The sequence below is a fragment of the Rhodomicrobium sp. genome (assembly GCF_047605405.1).
Taxonomy (GTDB): Bacteria; Pseudomonadota; Alphaproteobacteria; order Rhizobiales; family Rhodomicrobiaceae; genus Rhodomicrobium; species Rhodomicrobium lacus.
In genome coordinates, this window is sequence record NZ_JASGFR010000012.1 from 67,477 (window position 1) to 87,465 (window position 19,989).

The following is a 19,989-nucleotide window of genomic DNA, read 5'->3' on the forward strand; positions in this document are numbered from 1 at the left end:
AGTCGGCTCGTCCTCATCATCCGGACGCGCTCGGTTCACTCCACCAACCCGCCATAAAGCCCCGCGCGCCGATCCCGGAAAAAACCCCAGTCGGCGCGGTATTCCTCGATTTCCGCGAGGTCGAAGCTCGCCACCAGCACGCCCTCGTCCCTGTCGCCGAAGTCCGCCACGAAAGCGCCCGTATGATCGGCGATGAAGCTGTGGCCGTAGAAGCGCTGCGCCGCGCCGTCATTGTCCTCAAGCCCGATGCGGTTCGCCGCCACCACGGGGATGGCGTTCGACACGGCGTGGCCCTGCATCGCGCGCTGCCAGCGGCGGTGCGTGTCGAGCGCTGTGTCGTAGGGCTCGGAGCCGATCGCGGTGGGGTAGAACAGCACGTCCGCGCCCTGAATCGCCATGGCGCGCGCCGCTTCGGGAAACCACTGGTCCCAGCAGATGCCGACGCCGATGGTCGCGAAGCGCGTCTTCCACGCCTTGAAGCCGGTGTTGCCGGGACGGAAGTAATATTTTTCCTGATAGCCGGGGCCGTCGGGAATGTGGCTCTTGCGATAGACGCCGAGCACCTCGCCGTCCGCGTCCGCGATGGCGACGCTGTTGTAATAGGCGGGGCCGTCCTTCTCGAAGAAGGAGATCGGGATCACGAGCCCGAGTTCCCCGGCGAGTTTCGCGAGCGCGGTCACGCAAGGGTGCTCGCGCGCAGGGTATGCCGTCGCGAACCATTTCGGGTCCTGCCGCGAGCAGAAATAGATGCCCTGGAACAGCTCCGACGGCAGCACCACCTGCGCGTCGAGCGCGGCGGCTTCGCGGACGAAGAGTTCGGTCTTCGCGATGTTCTCCGCGATATCCGGGCCGTAGGCGGTCTGGATCGCCGCGACTGTAAGCTTTGCCATCAGGCCGGTTCCTGCTGAGTGATGCAATGAAATGAGCCTCCGCCCGCATCGCCGAAGCCGAGGAGCCCGCGCGAGGGCACGCCCGCCACGCGGCGGCCCGGGAAAACCTCTCGGAGCGCGCCAAGCGCCGCGTCCTCGGTGGCGGTGCCGTAAACGGGAACCACCACGACGCCATTCGCGATGATGAAATTCATGTGCGAAGCGGGTGAAATTTCGCCCACCGGGTTTCGGTAGCGGCCGACGCCCGGCACGCGCACCACATCGAACTTGCGTCCGAGGGCATCCCTCGACGCTTCGAGCGTGGCCGCGATGGCGTCGAGCGTCGCGGCGTTGGGATCGTCGTCGCCTGCTGGCGCTTGGCAGACGACGACGCCCGGCGCGACGAAACGCGCTATGTTGTCGATATGGCCATCGGTGTGGTCGTTCGCCAGCCCCTCGTCGATCCAGACGATCTTTTTCGCGCCGAGCGCCGCGCCGAGCGCCGCTTCCGCATCGGCTCGGCTCCAGCCGTTGCGGTTGGGGTTGAGGGTCGTCTGACGCGTGGTAAGCACGGTGCCCTGCCCGTCATGATCGATGGCGCCGCCTTCCAGCACGAAATCGAAGCGGCAAACGGGCGCGCCCGCGCGCCGTGCGATCTCGTCGCCGACGGTCGCGTCGTCCGGCAGGTCGAACTTGCCGCCCCAGCTATTGGTTGCAAAGCGCAGCGCGATCTTTTCGCTTGTGCCGTCATCGTGAGAGCGGCGCGCGAAGATCGGCCCGGTATCGCGCAGCCAGATGTCGCCGTAGCGCGCGGGGACGATTTCAGCCGCGCCGCCAAGCGCCGCGCGCGCCGAAGCTTCCGCCTCCGCGCCATTCACGAGAAGCCGCACCGCGTTGCCGTCCGCCAGCGTTCTCACGAGCGCCGCCACATCGCGGCGAGGCGTTTCGAGATCGCCATTCCATTCGCGCGGATCTGCGGGCCATGCCGTCCATATTGCCTTTTGCGGCGCCCACTCCGCCGGTACCGAAATCGTATCGCCGCCCATCGCTCTCGTGTCCTTCTCTCATGCCGACATCTAACGCGTCTGCTGAGGAGTTCAAGCCGACAAGCAGGCGGCCTCATGAGATCGCAACGCCCGGCAACCGCGAGCAATCACGCCCGCGCCGGTCGCCGCCGCTCATGGAACCACACACGATAGTCCTGCATCTTCGTCCGCTGGGCCGCAGGCGCGCGACGCTTGCATGTCGAGGCCTCGTCGGTTCCTTCCGCCGCGCCCCAGCGCAATTCCACACAATCGTTGACATTGTAAGCCATTTCCAGAGCCACCGACCGCTCGACCACGTCGCGGAGGGCAAGCGTCCATGGGGAGCCATCGCTTCTCGTATAGGAGAATGTGCGGCTCGAAAGCTCCGATGCGAGGGTGTTTTCGAGCTCGGCTTTTACGTCCGACGCGCTCTTGTCCTTTGGCATGGCGTAGCGCTCGGGGCGCCGGGCGACGCGATCCGGGAAGCCGCGCGCGACATCGATTGCGATCAGAAGCCGCAAATCGCGCGATGGCGTCGCGAAGTCCTCCCACGCACCCGCCGCCTCGAAGATCGACGGGCCATCGGGCATCTCGGCGTCTCCGCGATTGGCGCTCTGGAACTTCCGGCCGTTCTCGACCGACGTTATGCGCGCCTTGACCTGCTCTTCGAGCGCGGCGATCACCTCCAGCAGGGCGCGGGACGGGTCCAGCGGCTCCGGCGACATCACATCTTCCATGCGGTCGTAAAAGTCTTCGACGCCGAGCCGGGACTGATCGAGAGAGAAGTCGCCATACTGTGGGCTGTTCGAGATTTCGACGTTCGATAGACGTCTCAGCGAGCCGCCATCTTGCACGATCGGCCGGAAACGCTTGAACCCCGGGCTTCCAAGCGCGGGATTTTGCGCAAACAGGAAGTTGCCGCGCCAGAAGCGCTTGCGGGCAACGGTGCCGTCCGGCTGTCCATCCACCGCGAGGAAGACGCCCGCCCTGCCTTCGGACTGTGGCACATGCTTCACCAGCATGAGCACATGCCCGTAAGGGTCGGCGTAGATGGTCCCGGGCCGAAGCGTTTGTGCACTGAGCGGCACCGGGTAATAATCGGTATTGCTGTCGTTGGCAGAGGTGCGCGCGGACCCGGAATGGACGCCATCGGCCACGGCGGGGAGATAACGCGCGAACGACGCGGCGAGTCCGAGTTTTTGCGGCGGTGTTCGGGACGTCGGCGCTGGCTGGCGAAACAGCACCGGCAAGGGCGATGCGCCATCCGGCCTCGGCGGCCGCGCCGGCTCGAAAGTCCGGATGTTCGACCACTCGAAGCACCGGGGCCCATCACCGCCGCCACCGCGCGAGCATTTCGAGAAACCGAACGGCAGACCCATCTTGAAGGCGAAATAAGCGCGCAGAAAGTAAGGCAGATCGGCGCAATCGGGCCGCATCACGATGCCCTTCTCATCCTCGCGCAGCCCCAGATGATTGAACAGGAGATTGCGGGAGCGGTCGCGCATGACCTCGTGCAGGACGGGCCAGGACGGCGAGGCGTCGAGAGGTGCATCGAAGAGCGTCTCGATCCAGGCCGAATAGAGGTTTTCGGTCGCGCGATTCCAGCTCGCGCGCAGAGGCCACACGCCGGGATCCCCGTTTTGTGGCACCCCCGGCTGGCGGTCGCGCACGACGATCTCGCGGGTAACGGCCTCGCAAGAGCCGGATGAGGCGAGCTTTGCCGTCCATGTCCCCGCAGCCGGAGAGGCAACTTCCAGACTCCAGAAATAGGGCGGCCCGCCGCGCCTATCTTCCGTTTTGACCGCAATTACGCCGCCGGGCGCCACGAGCGACAACTCTCCGGCGACAGGCTTCTCCGACGCAAGGACGACGCGCAGAGGCGCCCCCTTCCAGGGTGAGAGCGGGGAACTCAGCACCGCGATGTCGGATGCGTCCGCGCACCCGTTTCCAAGCGGCTCCGCAGCCGCCGGAAGACAGACCAAAAGAGCGACCGCGAGAGGAAACAAGATCTTGGCGATAAGCCTGCGCGCTAAGAGCACTGTAGCCCCCCTTCCTGATGACCTGGGGGCAAGCTATTCGGTGTGGCTTGAGTGAATCTTGTCCGAAGATGTCCGCTCTTACAAGCGAACCAAATAGCCTTTTGGCGTCCGCCGCAGCGGCTCTATCAAAGGCGTAACCTCGGTGTCATAAAGCTGGATCTCAAGCGAACACGGATCGTTTTTTCGGGGGACGTGTTTGCGATAGCCTGACGATTGAACGGCGGCGACGAGGGGCATCGCAGATGGCGACGGAAGCATCGACCAAGGCCGAGCCGCAAGGGCTTCGCAACGCGGCCCTCATCGGCGCGCTCGGCATCGTGTTCGGCGACATCGGCACGAGCCCGCTCTACGCCTACAAGGAAGCGTTGAAATCCGCCGGCGACATCGATTCGCTGAGGCATATCGCTTTTGGCTGCGTGTCGCTGGTCTTCTGGGCGCTGATCATCGTCGTCTCGATAAAGTATGTGCTTGTGATCATGCGCGCCACGAATGACGGCGAGGGCGGCATCATGGCGCTGACGGCCCTTGCCACGAATGGCCTCAAATCCGAGCGGGCAAAAGAAGCCGCGATCCTTGTCGGCCTCGTCGGCGTAGCGCTGTTCTACGGCGATTGCATCATCACCCCGGCGATCTCGGTGCTCTCGGCGGTCGAGGGGCTGGAAGTCGCCACGCCCGTATTCAAACCGTATATCGTGCCCATTGCGGTCGGCATCCTCGGAGGCCTGTTTCTGCTGCAGTATCGTGGCACGGCCACCATCGGGCGCGTGTTCGGCCCGGTGATGCTTGTCTGGTTCATCGTTATCGGCGCCGCCGGCCTTCCTTATATTATCGCGAGGCCGGACATTCTGTTTGCGATCCATCCGTCCTATGGGCTGGATCTGATCGCCACGCATGGCTGGATCGGCTTCCACGTGCTCGGCTCGGTCTTCCTGGTTCTCACAGGTGCCGAGGCTCTTTACGCCGATGAGGGCCATTTCCAGGGAAAGGTCATCCGTATCGACTGGTTTGCGGTGGTGCTTCCCGCGCTTCTCCTCAACTATTTCGGCCAGGGCGCGCTCGTGATCGAGTATCCCGAAGCCCGGGACAACCCGTTCTTCCATCTGTTTGCCGACTGGCTCACCTATCCTGCCGTTGCGCTTGCCACCGCGGCGACCATCATCGCAAGCCAGGCCGTGATTTCCGGTGCCTTCACCGTTACCCAGCAGGCTGTTTCCCTCGGTTTCATGCCGCGCATGGAAATCCGCTTCACCTCGAAAACCGAAGCGAGCCAGATCTACATTCCGCAGGCGAACTGGATTCTTGCCGGGGCCGTTCTGGGGCTCATCCTGTATTTCGAATCGTCGTCCGCCCTCGCAAGCGCCTATGGCCTCGCTGTCGCGGGAACGATGGTCACATCGACGTTCCTCGTCGCCGTGGTCGCTCGCCATGTCTGGGGGTGGAGCCTTCTTCGAACTTCCCTCGTGATCGCCTTCTTCCTGACCATCGATCTCGCGTTCTTCGGCGCGAACCTCATCAAGTTTTTCGAGGGCGGCTTCCTGCCGGTGCTTGTCGGCGCGGGAATTTTTGCGGCCATGGTCACATGGCGGCGCGGCCGTTCGGTGCTGAACCAGCGCATCGCGCGCGAGAATCCCCCGTTCGACGATTTCTGGGAAGAAATTCGCGGCCCCGATATCTGCAGGGTGCCGGGCATCGCCGTCTATCTGACCAGCAGACCGGACCGGATTCCCCCGTCGCTGCATCTCAATGTGCGGCATAACAAATGCCTGCATGAAACCGTGGTGCTGCTGACGGTGATCACCGAGCGTATTCCTCGCGTGCCGAAGGAACGGAGAGCGTTCGCCGAGCAGCTTCAGCATGGATTTATCCGCGTCGTCCTGCGGTTCGGTTTTGCGGAGGCGCCAAACGTGCCCCGCGCACTGAGACGGGCGGCGGCGGAGAGGCGGGCGGAGCTGTTCTTCGATCCGGCGGCGGATGTGTCCTATTTCGTGGGCCGCGCGATCCCGGTGCCGTCAACATCCCCCGAGATGTCGACGGTGCAGGAACAGATGTTCATCATCCTCACGAAGAATGCCACGACAGCCACGAACTTCTTCTGCATCCCGACCGAGGACGTCGTCGAACTCGGCACCTTCATCGAGATCTGAGACCGACTCGTTTTCGCTTTCTCCAATCGCACCTCTCGCCCTGACTCTACGTAGTGACGCGATTCCGAACGGGGAAACCGGTTCTCGGCTTTCTGGAACTTCTTTATCGCGCCCGCGTCTTCTCGATCTCGGCGGACATCCAGTCGAACGCCGCATCTCTCAGTCCCGCCCATTCGCCCCAGTCCATAGGATTGATGCCATCGGCAACGGGTATGGCATAGGTGAGAGGCGCGCCTTCGACGGAACGTCGCCGGCGAGACGGATACGCGCCTAGCGCGGTTTCGATGCGAAGGCGCTTGTCAATCGGCCCCGGAGACTGGAACGGCGCCAGCCGAAACTGAGAGCCGCCCACGGCCTGACGGTAAGACATCGGCGACGGACCCAGTCCGGGCACGGCGGGATGAAGAAACACGGGCGGCGCGGACGAAAGCCGCTCCGCAGCTTCGAGAAGAGCCTCGATCTCGCATTCGCCGCTGACCAGTATCGCACCGTCTTCCGTTATGAGCGGCGGGAGCAGCCCCGGCGGCAGAAGCCCGGCGCGAACCGCGACATGGAGGCCGCCGCCGCAAAGGATGGCGGGCTCACCCGTCGACAGCGAGAGGGAAAGCGCCGTGAACGGCCTCGATGCGAGCGCGATGTCGAGCCCGGCCAACGCAGAGCCAAGCAGCGCGTCCACCGGCGAAGCCTCGTAAAGGCCAGCCTCGGCCCGGCCGGCTCGTTTCCACAGAAGCGGGTTGGCAAGCTCGCGAAAAAGGTCTTCGGCATCCGCCAGCGTCACGCCGCATGCGAGCATGCCTGCGGGCAGAACGGCGCTTCCGGCAACGGCGAGCGCTGTCGCGGGGGCGCCGCTCGCCTCGAAAGCCTGAAGCGCGCCGAGGATCGCCGCCGCATAGACGCCGGTGCTTGTGGCCGCAACGGTGTTTCCGCGCCCGAGCAGAGCGCTGGCAAGCTGCGTCGTTGCGCGAGGCACGGAGAAATCGATGAAGAGCGAGGCGCGGTAGGGCCTCGCCGGCAGCCATTCCGCCGCCTTCCTGTTCTCGATTCCGTCGCTGGCGATGATGAGACTGCAGCGGTCCGGCCCGCGCCGCTCGATGGCGTGGCTTTCGAGGTCGGAAAGCCCCGTTGCGCCGCCCTGCGCCAGAAAGACGATTTCGTCGGCCTCGCCTACAGCGTCCGCCGCGAAGGCGTCATCGGAGCCATCGGCGATCACCACCGTAACGTCGAATTTCAACTCCTGTTCCTGAAGCCAGTGGGCCATCGCCGGATCGTCGAAGGCGAGCGCGCCGGGAAGGCCGCCGCCGAACGTCTCCCGCCGAAGCACGCGAACCTCGGCCATCTCTTCCATGGCGAGAAGCAGTGCGTCGAGTTGGGCCTCGTTGAGGCGCGCATTCGCGCCCGCCGGGCAAATGAGAAGGCGCGGCGACGGCTTCACGCGGCTGGCCGCCGCGCCGCGCCTCTCGAACGCATGCGAAAGGCACGATCCGATGAGCGCGGGCATCGCGGCGAATTCGGCGACGAGGTCATCCCAGGCGATGGAGAGAAGCACGGTTTCGCGCAACGCTTCATGTGTCGACGAAGCAGGACCACGCCCGAAGAACGCCGCCGCCTCGACCGCATCGCCCTGCCCGGTCTCATGCCCCGAGGCGCCGCCCTCCCGCGCCTTCAGACGCCCCGAAACGACGATCGCCAGATCGTCGACGGGCTCTCCTGCCATCGTGGCTGTCTCGCCTCGCCCGAGGACGCGCAGCGACGTGCACGCATAGAGGCGCTCAAGCTCGGTGACGCGCAGCCCCGCAAAGGCCGGGAAAGCCGTCAGAAACCGGAACGTGCGTGACGCCTTCTCCATGCCCTCCCCTTTGAGTGGTTCCGATAAGATGCCACCATCTTACGATCGCCAAAGCGGTCTCTACCTCAAGCGATGCAGATACCGGTTCCCTGACAAGAAACAGCGTTCTGGTCGGTATTGAGAGGCTCATACCGATTCAGACGACCGCGAACAGGCTGCCTCCCCGTTTTCACCGCATTGTATGCGATTTTTCCGAAAGCGCAGCGGCCCTTATTCCGCATGGGGGCGGCACGACGGTTCGCGCGCGACTAGGCACGAAGCAAGCGTTACTCCGCTGACACCACCTTACTTTTTCATCGTGAAATCGGTCCTCAGCCTTCCACCCGGATGGCGATACTGTTAAGACGATGCAAAATGAAGACGATGCGCGCCGGACCGGCACACCGGCCGCCCCTCCGTGGATGTATTTTTGGGCACCAGACTTCGCCATAACCGGCTCCGGTTCATGCGCGCGCTTGTTTTCTGCGCGGCTGTGCTCGCTTTTTCTCTCGTGTTCCCACGGCTTTCGACCCTGGCGGGCAGCTCAGCACCGGATATCGTTACCCGCGCGGCGTGGGGAGCGAAGCCGCCGAATTACGCGCTGATGCACGATCAGAAGCCTGCTGAAATCATCATTCACCACACCGCGAATCGTCAGCAGCCGAGGATCAGTCTCGAGGCCAAGATGCGGGGACTTCAAGAGTTCTCATTTTCGCCCGGCCGCGTGGGCCTTTTGCCGAAACCTGCCTGGGGCGACGTCCCCTATCACTATTACGTCGACGTTTCGGGGCGCGTCGGCGAAGGCCGCGACCTCACTTTCGCCGGCGACAGCGTGACCGCTTTCGACAATGAAGACCGCATCCAGATTGCCGTCGAAGGCGATTTCGAGCGCGAGCAGCCGTCACAGGCCGAGGCCGAATCGCTGACCCGGCTCGTCACGTGGCTCGCCGCATCGTACGGCATCCCCGCGCGTGCGATTTTCGGACATGGCGATTTCGACCAGACGAATTGCCCGGGAAAAAATCTCAGGCCGATTCTCGAAGAAATTCGTGAAGCCGTGCGCGCGACGCAGGCGCGATAGCCGCATACGCGCTTGTTCTGCCACCTACAAACCTCAGAATTGCCGAAAGGTTCGGGTTCTGCCGGTCAGGAACCGTTTTCAACTCCGCGCCGCGGGCACATCGCGCACAGGACGCTTGACCGACGTTGTATCAGAGGTTACATGAACCCAAGCTAGGCGAGCACGCCAATACTTCCAATTCCAATATCTAGGTCCGATCATGTCGCGCCAGTGCGAACTCACAGGCAAGGGTGGCCTTGTCGGTCATCTCGTTAGCCACTCCAATATCAAGACGAAGCGGCGCTACCTGCCGAACCTTTGCAATGTCACGCTCATCAGCGATGCGCTCGGGCGCGGCGTTCGTCTGCGCATCAGCGCGAACGCTCTCCGCTCCGTCGAGCATCGCGGTGGCCTCGATGCCTTCCTGCTGAAGGCTCGTGACGAAGAGCTTTCCCTGAAGGCACGTCGCCTGAAGAAGGAAGTCTCGAAGGCCCGCGCCGCCGCTGCGACCGAGACGGCTGCGTAAGACGCATCCCTCAACGCGCGCCCGAATGAACCGTTGGTGCGCGGACGAGGAACGTCTCAGGCACTCACGAGTGTTGATCCGCCGCTGCGGGCGCAACCCGACAAAGACAGTCTCGATGGCCGGGTAATCCCGGCCATTTTCGCGTGCGGGCTTCCGCCCGCTTAACAGCGTCTCGCGGCAAATCAGACGCGTCGAGGCGCTTCGATGTCTGGTTTATCAGCGTCGTCCCGTCAAATCCGGTTCGATTGGACGGGCCGCTCTTGAGCGCGTCCGATTGCGCTTGCTTCTGATTCGATCAAAAGCGGATACGCCCCAGATCTGATTTCACCTCCACGCCGGCTCATGATGCCGCGCGGTCCCGAGCGTTCCAGGCAGCAAGCCGGGTGGGCGGCTCACGCCACCCGCCAGACCTTATCGCCATGCAGCATGAACAGGCGCGGCTCATTCCCATGCAGCGCGCGCAGAACCGGCGCCGAGCAGGATAATCCGCCGGTATAAGTGCCGAACGCCGGCAGAATCATCAGATCGTCGGACACGCAAAAGCAGGGACCGGAAAAGCTGGCGCTGCCCGCATTGAGCCGCGCCTTCGGATGGAAATGGCCGACGATTTCGGGCGTGACGCGCTTCGTGCCCGGCTGGTGGGCTTTATCCGGCTCATGGCGGAGCACGACGCCGTCGACACGCAGGTCCATCACCCGAACGCCCTCGCAGAAATCCGGCGCGTCCGGATCGTGATTGCCGCCGATCCAGATCCATTCCTCTGCCAGCGCGCAAAGCGAAACAAGCGCCGCGCGATCCGCCGCCGCCATGCGCGCCCCTGCCGCGCCATCGTGAAAGCTGTCGCCGAGGCAGACGACGCGCCGCGGACGCCAGGCTTCGACCACGCGCCGGAGACGGGCGAGGGTATCGTAACTGTCGAGGGCGGGCACGAGGCGGCCGCGCGCGGCGGCACCCGAGCCTTTTTCAAGATGGAGGTCGGAAACGATCAGCATCCCGCACGCGGGCACATAGGCGGCGCCGGACCCATCGAGGACGATGCCAAGCCCAGCAAAGCGAATTGTGCGCGAAGAGCGCCCTGCCACGCCAGCCGAGCTTGCAGGCTGCGCGGTTAGAACGCTTGGTTGCGTCTTTATCGGTGCTCGCAACGCCGCCGCTCCCTGAAGCGGATAGGACCGGATGGAAACAACCCGATCGGTGAAACCGTCATCTGACTTCAAAACGGAGCCGTCTTGCGGTGCAATTAGATCGGAACGGGCTGCGCTGCCTGTTTTGCGATGAGATCATGCTCAAACAAAGACCGGGACGCGGCGCTTCCAGACTCGTCGAAAGTGCGAACGGTGTAAGCGTTCAAGGACGCCGAGGCCGTGCAACGCCCCCCTCTTCAGCGCTATCCGCCCCTTCGGGCCTAAGCCAGAACGGTCGGCGCCACCCACCAGTTTGGATGTGCCGCCGCCAGAGCGCCAGCCGCCGCCTTCGCCTTCTCGGCCGAGACGAACACGCCGAAACAGGTGGGCCCGCTACCCGACAGGCGCGAGAGCACGCAGCCGTCGAGCACGCGAACCGTATCGAGAACGCGCGCGACCTGCGGCTCAAGCGCGATCGCCGGTGCTTCAAGGTCGTTCCGGCCATGCGCGAGGCATTCGGCGGCGCCTTCCGGCGAATCCCAATCCGTCGCAACCGAGAACGGCGCGTTCTCTTCGCCCGATGCCAGCGGTCTGGCTGCGAGCGTACGGAACACGTCGGCCGTGGAAAGCTTGATACGCGGATTGACGAGGATGGCGGGCAGCGGCGCGACGCGCGGCACAGGCGTGATGCGCTCGCCGAGACCGCACATCCACGCAGCCCGACCGTAAAGGCACACGGGCACGTCTGCGCCGATCATCTTGCTCGCTTCGATGAACTCTTCGGGCTTGCGATTCTCGCCGTAGATCGCAACGAGCGCCCGAATGGTTGCGGCTGCGTCCGACGATCCGCCGCCGAGGCCCGCCGCCACGGGGATGTTCTTGCGAAGCCGGAAATGGCCGTGAATGTCCATGTCGAACCATTCGGCGACGGCGCGCTTGGCCTTCATGATGAGGTTGTCGCCTTCGAGAAGCGGCGCGAATGCACCGTCGATCTCGAGCCGGTCGTCGATGTCTGGGCTGAATTCCAGCTCGTCGGCCACGTCGTTGGCGAACACGACGAGGCTTTCAAGCTCATGATAGCCGTCCGGGCGCTTGCCCTTCACATGAAGCGTCAGGTTGACCTTGGCGCGGGCGCGCTCGCGGATCGTCACGGGCCAGGTATCCTCATGGGCGGTAGCTTGGATGATGTCGGCTTCGGAAGAGTGAGTCATGGCAACCTTGGCTTACTCTGCGGATGTCGTGTGCCTGACTGTGTCGTGCGGGTCCGTATTGGGTGGCGACCTCATGGGATCTGCACCACACGACCGGACGCGCCGACGCGGGAAACCGCTCGACACGACGCCAGCAGCCCATGTCTAAGCGGCCTTGCCCCAATTGTCGACTCCGGCGAACGCGAGGCGCACCGTGCCGCATCCGGCGCTTTCCGACTTACGGATTTGCCGTCTCCTGAGGCTGCGGCTCGGACGCGACGCCGGGAACCGCCTCCGGGTGCGTCTGCAATTCCGCATGAGGGCCTGCTTCGTCCGGAAGCCCGGCTTCGAGCTTCTTCTTGATCTTGACCACGTCCTCAGGCTCGGGATTGAGGCTCAGCGCCTGCGTCCACTGGAACTTCGCTTCGAGCTTGCGCCCTAGCCGCCAGTAGACATCGCCGAGATGATCGTTCAGCGTCGGGTCTTCGGGCCGAAGCTCCACGGCCTTGTCGAGATGCTTCACGGCCTGCTCGTAGTCCTTCTGGATGTAATAACCCCAGCCGAGACTGTCGATGATGTAGCCGTCGTTCGGCTTCAGGCGAACCGCCTTCTTGATCAGCTCGAAGGCCTCGGGAATGTTGATGTTCTGGTCGAGCCAAGAATAGCCGAGATAATTCAGCACCGCGCCCTGCTCGGGGTCGAGGTCGAGCGCCCGCTTGAAATCCGCCTCGGCCCTGGCCCATTGCTTGGTACGCTCATAGGCGATGCCGCGCTGGTAGAAAAGCGACCAGTGGCGTTTTTCGGGCTCGCCGATCAGTTCGATCACGCGCGTATAATACGGGATCGCGGCGTCGTAGCGTTTCGCGGCGCTGTCAATGGAGGCGAGCGTCTGAAGAACGGACTCTTCCTTGGGATGCTTTTCCGCAAGCGCCGCGAGCAGCGCCGTGGCTTCGTCCGTCTTTTGCAGGGCGTTGAGATAGAGCGCCTTTCGCACCTGCGCGTTAAGCCGGAAGGGCGAGGTCTCGCGGATCCCGTCGAGCACCGCCACCGCCTTGTGATAATGTTCGAGATTGCCGTAGATTTCCGCGAGTTCGAGCTTCGCGATCTCGGATGCCGGGTTGAGATACAGCGCGAGGCGCAGATAAATCTGCGCGGCGTCGACGCCATTGTTCGAGGCGAGCACCTGCCCGATGCCGAGGAACGTCTCGGCAAGCCCCTCATCCACGGTCGAAACCATGAGTTTCGGCGTCCTGCCTGCCTTCAGATCCGCCGCCAGCGCAGATCCGAGCGGCGTCTCTTCGGCTCCGCTTTCCTTCAACACGTCGAGCGCCTGCTGCCTGTCGCCCCAAACGGCGAGGTGACGGGCGTAGCCCTCGGCGATGCGCATGTTCGTGGGCTTTTTCTCGTAGACGGTCTTGTAGGCTTCGGCCGCTGCCGCCTTCTTTTTCGCGACATCCGCGACGAAGGCGCGCTGGACGGTTTCAAAATGCGTGGCCCACGCCGCCTTGCTCGGCTGGGACAGTATGGCGATGGCCCGGTCGGCCTGCCCCTGCGCAACCGCAACCCAGGCGCGGGCGAGCTTCATCGTCGGCTCTTCGGGCGACGTGCCTTTCGCCGCCAGACGGAAATACTCGTCCGCCTTCGCGTAATCCTTGCGCTTGAACGCATCAAGGCCCAGAAAATCATATGCGATCGCGGCTTCGCCGGGCCGCTTGATCAGCCGCAGCGCCAGAGTTTTCGCGGATTCGAACTCGCCCGACGCCAGATCCAGCTGGAAGGCATCGTCGAGAATATCGGAATTCGACGGATCTTTCTGGAGGGCGCGCCGATAGTAAAGCGCCGCGTTCTCGCTGTCGCGGGCCGAGCGCGCCACATGCCCCGCCAGATAGCTCCCGAGAAGCGAATTGCTGCCATAGCTCACAGACCCGGTGGTGGCCTTCCCCTTGTTCGGCGCCGCCGCGTGCGCATCTCCCGGATACGCCGACAGAGCGGCGAGGCAGACACCCAGCAGCGCACCCAAAGCACCGCGTGGCGAGATCCGGCGAACGAAATCCGATGTCAGCATGTCAGATGCCTGCAATGTCGTGTCCTGGTGTTTTGGCGATGAACGGCTTCGTCGGATCGGCAATGCCCTGGGAAGGCCGACTTAGGGACAGTTCTTTTCGATACGAGTCGAAACGCTACCCCCTCGACGCGTCACTGGCGAGGAGAGGTTCGCGCTTGAGGCACAAATTCGGTTTATAATGAGACGGAATAACGGCACCTGCGCAATTCGCGGCGCTATTCCCGTTTTGACGACGGCTTTTCCTCGCGCGATTTTCGCAGATCCCGCCGTGTCTTGATGAGTTCGTAGATCGCGAAGGCGAGAACTCCAAGGACCAAAAGAAGCTCAGCTTCCACTCCCATGTGTCATCTCCTTCGACGCGGGCGCCCTATACGACGCGAATTTTGGCGCCCTTTCGCTATTCGGCAGCCGGTTGCGCCACGGCTTCGGGCTCGCCATGCGCGAGTATCCCGTATCTTTCCGCTTCGGCAAAGACGATGTCTGCGGTTTCCTGCGGCTTTTCCTCGTGGGCGAGATGGCCCATGTGCCGCAAAAGGATGACTTTCGAGTCGGGAACCATGTTGTAGACCTTGAAGGCCACATGACTAGGCACGGCCTTGTCCTCAGTACAAGCGATGAGCGTGAGCTTCGTCTTGAGATTCGGCAGGTCGCTCGAAAGGGAATGCAGATCCCAGTTCGCCATCATGCCGAGCGCGGATGCGATGTGCGTCGAATTTCCCAGCAGGAGCCCATATTGGGCAAGGCCCTCCGCATCGATCCGGGAGCCCGTCCCTTCAATCAGCCGGCGGACCGTTATCCGGTCGCGCGCCTTCCACGCGAAATAGCCGGGCACGAAAGGGTTCAGAAACAGCGCGCGCGCGATCATGGGGAAGAGTTGCGACGCGATGCCCGGAAACGGAAGGAATGCGCCGTTCAGGCTGACGATCGCCTGCGCGCCGAGCTTGCCATCGAGCGCCATGCGGCACAGGATCGCCGAGCCCGCCGAATGGCCGATGGCGAGCACGGGCTTGACCTGAAGGGTGTCAAGCAGCGCCGCGATCGACCGTGCCATATGCGGCAGCGTGAGCAGCGTCGATGTACGCGGCGCTTCGGTGAAACCATGGCCGGGAAGGTCGGGCGCTATCACGCGGAAGCGCTTCGCGAGAATAGGCGCGAAATGCCGCCAGGAGTGAGTGGAAGCGCCAGTACCGTGCACGAGCAGCACGGTCGGCCCGCTGCCCATCTCCTGCACATGCCAGCGCAGTCCGCCGGCAGACACAAATCGACTCGCAGCACGGTTCGGCCAATCGAGGCCGTCCCGCTCCCATTTCAACGCTGTCATCCCTTCGCAGCCATTTTCGCAGCCTTCGATATAGCGGCCGCGTTGGCGTAAGGCATTGGCACATAGCGCGCTGCCATTTCCTGCGCGAGCTTCTCAGCCTGCGCCTGCGGCCTCGGAGAGGTATCTACCAAGATTGTGGCGATACCTTCCGCGCGCAAGCGCCGACCGGCTGTGTTCGCGTCATTTTGAGCGCGCTCGCGGCCCGGCTTCCCGTCTGCCGCGATATTGGCTTTCCCGTCCGTTAAGAACACCACGAGCGGAGCGACGCCCCGGCGCCGGATGTTGAGCGCGAGCGCCCCCGCCGCATCGATGCCGGAGGCGAGAGGCGTTCCGCCGCCGCCGGCGAGCGCCGCGAGGCTTTTCTTGGCGCGGGTGAGCGACCGCGTCGGCGGCAGGAGGATTTCGGCGCGCGTACCTCGAAAGGCCACGAGCGCCACCTGATCGCGGCGAATGTAGCACTCCGCGAGCAGAAGCTCGACGGCGCCCTTCGTTTCCGCGAGGCGCTGCATGGCGGCCGAGCCGGACGCATCCACGGCGAAAATGGTTGCGGTCTGCGAGCGCGCCTTGAGCCGCTTGATGCGAAAGTCGTCGCTTCTGACCTCGATCTTGTCGATCCCGCCGGTGTTTGCCGCCGCCCTTTCGAGCATCGTCTTGCGGATCTTCTGCCAGGGTGCCGCGGCCCGAAGCGTTTCGAGCAGGCTCAGCGGCGATCCGGGCTTCGGCTCGCCACGCCGCACGCCCGCCGGACGCCCGCGCGCGGCGTTGGTGCGCTCGGCGCCCGCCTTGCCCATGGGCGCGGACGGCGGCACGCGAAACGGCTTCGCGGCAGCCTTCACAAGCATTTCCTTCGGCATGGCGGCGGCTGCTGCCGCGATGATCATATCGGTCAGCGCCTTGTCGTCGTCGGGCGCGGTCTCGTTTTCCCCGCTCTCCCCGCCGCCCTTGCCGTCTTCTTCCTTGTCGTCCTGCGGCTCGGGCGGGGGCGGCTCCGGCGGAGCCTGATCTTCCATCGGCTCCGGCATGCGCGTCGCGCGAGGCGCCAGCACAAACATCGCGGCAAGCCCCGCGTCTTCCTCGTTGGCCTCGTCGCGGCCCGCGAGCGCTGCGGACGCTCGGGCGGCGCGCACGGCGAACACCGGCGCGCGCATCGTCTGGACGCCGAACGACACGGCGGCGGACACAAGGCCCGCAATTATGCTGTCGGGCACCACGACGTTCGGCAGTCGCGCCTGAGCCGCCTCGATCTCTTCGAGCGTCGTGTCGGACAGACCGACATCGCGCCAGGTCACGTCGGTCAGGTCGATGCGAAGGCCGAGGCGTTCCAGAAGCGCGGCAGGCGGCGTTTCGTCGTCGCCCGCCTCGCTTTCGTCGAGAGCGATCACGCCGAAGCGCGCCGGATGCAGCAGCGAAGCCGCCTCGCGCTCCACATGCACCGCGCCCGCGTCGATCACGAGGCCGAGCCTAGACGCAAGCCCCGCTTCCATGCGCTCGGCAGACGGGATCACGAGAAAACCACGGTCCATCTCGGCCAGAAGACCGCGCTCGGCGACGGGCTTGCCATGCGCGAGCGTCGCCGCGAGGTCGAGGCCGCCAAACAACCGCTCGTCCGCCGCATAAAGCGGCAGTTTGCGGAAGGGCGCCCAGCCGGGCACGATACTTCTCAGGAAGTCCATCCAGCTGTCGCGCACCGGCCCGTATTTCGAGGCGACGGCGATACCGCCAAGCCCCACCGGGTCCACGGCGAACAGGGAAGCCGCCATGACGGCCTCTTCCCACAGCGAGCGTTCCTCCGCCTCGCCGCCGCCGTTCATCATGCGCTGAACGCTTTCTCAAGCGCCATGTCGACGCGCACCGAAGAGCCCGCCTCGTCGAGCGGGTCGCGGCGCAGACGGTGGCGGAGCGCGGACGGCGCAATGGATTTCAGATGCTTCTGCGTCACGGTTTCCGCGCCCTCATAGGCGGCAAGCGCGCGGGCCGCGCGCATCAGCGTGAGTTCGCCGCGAAGGCCATCGGTGCCGAGCGCAAGGCAGAGCTTCGCGGCATCTTCAAGGATCGAATCCGGCACGGCAATGAGGTTGACGCGCGCGCGCGCGGTCGCAACCTTCCTGCGAAGCTTGCGGTTTTCGCCGCGCCAGGCGGCAGCGAAACCATGCGGGTCGCGCTCGAACGCGTCGCGGCGGCGGACCACCTCGATGCGCGAGGGCAGATCCTGGGGCGTGCGAACCTCGACGGAAAGGCCGAAGCGGTCGAGGAGCTGCGGACGAAGCTCGCCTTCTTCCGGGTTGCCGGAGCCGATGAGCACGAAGCGCGCGGGATGGCGCAAGCTCATGCCCTCGCGCTCGACGACGTTCTCGCCGGAGGCGGCCACGTCGAGCAGCAGGTCCACGAGGAAATCTTCCAGAAGGTTCACTTCGTCGATGTAGAGAAAGCCGCGATTGGCGCGGGCTAGCAGCCCCGTCTCGAAAGCCTTTTCGCCGCGCGTCAAAGCCTTTTCAAGGTCGAGCGCGCCAACGACGCGATCTTCCGTCGCGCCGAGCGGCAGGTCGACCACCGGCACGCGGATGAAGCGCGCGACGAGTTTCTCGCCTTCGCGCAGCTTCTCGCGGCACTCCTCGCACAAATTGGAGCCGTCCGGATCGCAGTTGAAGCGGCAGGCGCGCACGGCGCGAACCGGAGGAAGCAATGCGGCAAGCGCACGAACCGTGGTCGACTTGCCGGTTCCGCGATCGCCGAAAGCAAGCACGCCGCCAATCGAAGGATCGATGGCGGATATGATCAAGGCAAGCTTCAGCTCGTCTTGTCCAACGATGGCGGAGAAAGGATAAATGGGGCGGGTCATTGGCGTTCTTCTAGCGCGGTCTGAATTTGCATGTCCAGTTCTGCTCCCATGAGTGCGGCAAAAGCTGTCAGCCAGAGCCAGTAGAGCAGAATTACGACGGCCCCGAACGAGCCGTAGATCCGGTCGTAGGAATTAAACGCAGACACGTACCATGAAAAGCCCGTTGATGCCGCAAGCCAGAGCGCTGTTGCCGCAAGCGAGCCGAGCGAAACCCATCGCCAATGCGCGTCTTTCCGATCCGGGCCATAGCGATACACCACCGCAAGGCTGAAAGCCACGATAATGGCGAGCGCGGGCCATCGCGCATAATGCAGCACCGCGTTGGTGAACTCCGAGATCCCGAACAGGCGGAAAATGCCCGGTACTGCCGCGACCACGATGATATTGAAGGCCAGCACGGCCAGCGCGCCGAGCGTGAACAGGATGGCAAGGCTGTTGGTGTGCGCAAAACTCCGCGTCTCGGTGCGTCTGTAGACGATATTGAGCGCGCTCATGAGCGCGTAGGCGCCAAGCCTTGCGTTGATGAATGCGAGTCCGAGAGAGATGATCGTTGCGAGCGAAAGCGACGTCGTGTTCTGGCGGACGAGCACCGCGACCTGCGCGTTGATCGCCTCCCACGCCTCCGTTGGCAGCAGGTCCTTCAGCGTGACGAGAAAATTCTGCACTTGCCCCGTCTCGGCGAGGAGACCGAAAACCGCGACGAAAAACACGAGGCCGGGGAAGATCGCCAGCAATGCATAGAACGCGACGCCCGCTGCGAGAAGGCTCACATTGTCCGCCGCGATCGATTTCCACACGCACACCAGAACATGAAGCGGCGTGTGCCGTCTCCGTTGCCTGGCGAATGCCAGTTTGGCAGCTCTGGCCCGGACATTGAACGACAAGGCGGCATTCCTCAGGGAGTCGCTGAACTTCGCATTCGAGCGTTTACGAAACGATGATTGGCCGAATGCGCGCCGTCTCGCAATCGGAAGCTTGCGCGCGCGAGCGCGGACTTGACCCTTCGCCTGGCTGTTCCCATAGTCCGGCATAGTCCCGCCTCCGCCTGCCGAATGCGCATCCCGTTGCCGCTTGCGCGCGATGCCCGAAACGAATCGAGGCCGGGCAAGCTGCGGGTTTGCGTGCCCGTGGCTCGCCCGCCGCAAAAAACGACCCGAAGCCCCGTAAGCTCCGCATCGAATCAATTTTCGCTTTCTGGTGAACAGAGTGAGAAAGATCCTGATCCGCGCCACTGCTTTCCTTGCGATGGCCGCGTTCTGTGGCCCGAGTGACGCAGCCGCGCAACCCTGCAAGCCCTACGCGTTCGAGGGCAACGGCTATACGCTGTGCGAGGCCTCGCTCGACCGCTTCGCAATCAGGCTTCTCTGGCAGAAGCCGGACGGCGCCCCATACACCTATCTGAGCGCCGTGCCGAAAACGGACGAGCGCGGCGGACGGCTCGCGTTTGCGCTGAACGGCGGCATGTTCCACCCGGACTACAAGCCCGTGGGACTGCATGTGGAAAACGGCCGCGAACTCGTGCGCGCCAACACGCGGCCGGGCCCCGGCAATTTTCACCTCAGGCCGAACGGCGTCTTTTATGTCGGGGAGGCGGAAGCGGGTGTGATGGAGACCGGCGCCTTTCTCAAGAAGAAGCCGAAGGCGAGCTACGCGACGCAATCGGGACCGATGCTGGTGATAGACGGGCAGTTGCATCCGCGCATCGCCAAGGCCAACGTCTCGGCGAAGCCGCGTGACGGCGTCTGCGTTCGCGGCGACAAGACCGTCGTCTTCGCGATCTCGGACGGCGGCGTGCCGTTCGATACGTTCATGCGGTTGTTTCGCGACGGTCTGAAATGCAGGAATGCGCTGTTTCTAGACGGAGGCACCGCGCCCGCCCTGTTCGTGCCGGGCGCCCGCAGCGGCAATGTGCTGTTCGGGCTGGGACCGATGATCGCGGTTTATGAAAAGGAGCGGCGCTAG

16 protein-coding genes are annotated in these 19,989 nt (G+C 64.1%); 4 read left to right on the forward strand and 12 right to left on the reverse strand.

Features of this window, described 5'->3' with window-relative positions:
• Positions 1–35: 35 nt before the first annotated feature.
• The 3 genes from aguB to QM659_RS06945 form a co-directional block, all read right to left on the reverse strand.
• A complete protein-coding gene (gene aguB / locus QM659_RS06935) occupies positions 36–893 on the reverse strand; it encodes an N-carbamoylputrescine amidase (RefSeq protein WP_415187873.1) in 858 nt (285 codons plus the stop codon).
• The gene (locus QM659_RS06940; protein ID WP_415187861.1) at positions 890–1,915 is read right to left on the reverse strand and encodes an agmatine deiminase family protein; all 1,026 of its coding nucleotides are present in this window, start codon (positions 1,913–1,915) and stop codon (positions 890–892) included. The genes aguB and QM659_RS06940 overlap by 4 nt, the downstream gene beginning before the upstream one ends.
• 107 nt (positions 1,916–2,022) lie before the next feature.
• Positions 2,023–3,933: a hypothetical protein gene (locus QM659_RS06945; RefSeq protein ID WP_415187862.1), complete on the reverse strand. Its 1,911-nt coding sequence runs from the start codon at positions 3,931–3,933 to the stop codon at positions 2,023–2,025.
• A gap of 242 nt (positions 3,934–4,175) precedes the next feature.
• Between QM659_RS06945 and QM659_RS06950 the strand changes: the two genes are divergently transcribed.
• The gene (locus tag QM659_RS06950; RefSeq protein ID WP_415187863.1) at positions 4,176–6,077 is read left to right on the forward strand and encodes a potassium transporter Kup; all 1,902 of its coding nucleotides are present in this window, start codon (positions 4,176–4,178) and stop codon (positions 6,075–6,077) included.
• A gap of 103 nt (positions 6,078–6,180) precedes the next feature.
• Here the strand turns inward: QM659_RS06950 and QM659_RS06955 are convergent, their stop codons facing one another.
• On the reverse strand, positions 6,181–7,923 hold the full coding sequence (locus tag QM659_RS06955; protein ID WP_415187864.1) for a cyclic nucleotide-binding domain-containing protein: 1,743 nt from the start codon (positions 7,921–7,923) through the stop codon (positions 6,181–6,183).
• Positions 7,924–8,368: 445 nt separating this feature from the next.
• On the opposite strand from QM659_RS06955, the gene QM659_RS06960 reads away from it, so the two are divergent.
• Both QM659_RS06960 and rpmB read left to right on the forward strand, forming a co-directional pair.
• Complete coding sequence (locus tag QM659_RS06960) at positions 8,369–8,983, forward strand: peptidoglycan recognition family protein (RefSeq protein ID WP_415187865.1); 615 nt, start codon at positions 8,369–8,371, stop codon at positions 8,981–8,983.
• Positions 8,984–9,182: 199 nt separating this feature from the next.
• Positions 9,183–9,488, forward strand: coding sequence for a 50S ribosomal protein L28 (gene rpmB / locus QM659_RS06965; protein ID WP_127075850.1), 306 nt, complete (start codon positions 9,183–9,185; stop codon positions 9,486–9,488).
• Between the two features lie 392 nt (positions 9,489–9,880).
• Here rpmB and pdeM read toward each other — a convergent pair whose 3' ends face one another.
• The 8 genes from pdeM to QM659_RS07005 all read right to left on the reverse strand — a co-directional run bounded on the left by pdeM (position 9,881) and on the right by QM659_RS07005 (position 18,797).
• On the reverse strand, positions 9,881–10,570 hold the full coding sequence (pdeM, locus tag QM659_RS06970) for a ligase-associated DNA damage response endonuclease PdeM (protein ID WP_415187866.1): 690 nt from the start codon (positions 10,568–10,570) through the stop codon (positions 9,881–9,883).
• Between the two features lie 323 nt (positions 10,571–10,893).
• Positions 10,894–11,823 carry a 4-(cytidine 5'-diphospho)-2-C-methyl-D-erythritol kinase gene (locus QM659_RS06975; RefSeq protein ID WP_415187867.1) on the reverse strand — a complete coding sequence of 310 codons (930 nt, stop codon included), beginning with the start codon at positions 11,821–11,823 and terminating at the stop codon, positions 10,894–10,896.
• A gap of 217 nt (positions 11,824–12,040) precedes the next feature.
• A complete protein-coding gene (locus tag QM659_RS06980; RefSeq protein WP_415187868.1) occupies positions 12,041–13,867 on the reverse strand; it encodes a tetratricopeptide repeat protein in 1,827 nt (608 codons plus the stop codon).
• 215 nt (positions 13,868–14,082) lie between these two features.
• A complete protein-coding gene (locus QM659_RS06985) occupies positions 14,083–14,208 on the reverse strand; it encodes a hypothetical protein (RefSeq protein ID WP_415187869.1) in 126 nt (41 codons plus the stop codon).
• A gap of 56 nt (positions 14,209–14,264) precedes the next feature.
• The gene (gene bchO, locus QM659_RS06990; RefSeq protein ID WP_415187870.1) at positions 14,265–15,188 is read right to left on the reverse strand and encodes an alpha/beta fold hydrolase BchO; all 924 of its coding nucleotides are present in this window, start codon (positions 15,186–15,188) and stop codon (positions 14,265–14,267) included.
• Complete coding sequence (locus QM659_RS06995; RefSeq protein WP_303488027.1) at positions 15,185–16,999, reverse strand: magnesium chelatase subunit D; 1,815 nt, start codon at positions 16,997–16,999, stop codon at positions 15,185–15,187. Before QM659_RS06995 ends, bchO begins: the two co-directional genes overlap by 4 nt.
• Complete coding sequence (bchI, locus tag QM659_RS07000) at positions 16,999–18,027, reverse strand: magnesium chelatase ATPase subunit I (RefSeq protein ID WP_127075840.1); 1,029 nt, start codon at positions 18,025–18,027, stop codon at positions 16,999–17,001. The genes QM659_RS06995 and bchI overlap by 1 nt, the downstream gene beginning before the upstream one ends.
• Positions 18,024–18,797: a YihY/virulence factor BrkB family protein gene (locus tag QM659_RS07005; RefSeq protein WP_164729814.1), complete on the reverse strand. Its 774-nt coding sequence runs from the start codon at positions 18,795–18,797 to the stop codon at positions 18,024–18,026. Before QM659_RS07005 ends, bchI begins: the two co-directional genes overlap by 4 nt.
• A 436-nt stretch (positions 18,798–19,233) precedes the next feature.
• On the opposite strand from QM659_RS07005, the gene QM659_RS07010 reads away from it, so the two are divergent.
• Positions 19,234–19,989, forward strand: coding sequence for a phosphodiester glycosidase family protein (locus QM659_RS07010; RefSeq protein WP_415187871.1), 756 nt, complete (start codon positions 19,234–19,236; stop codon positions 19,987–19,989).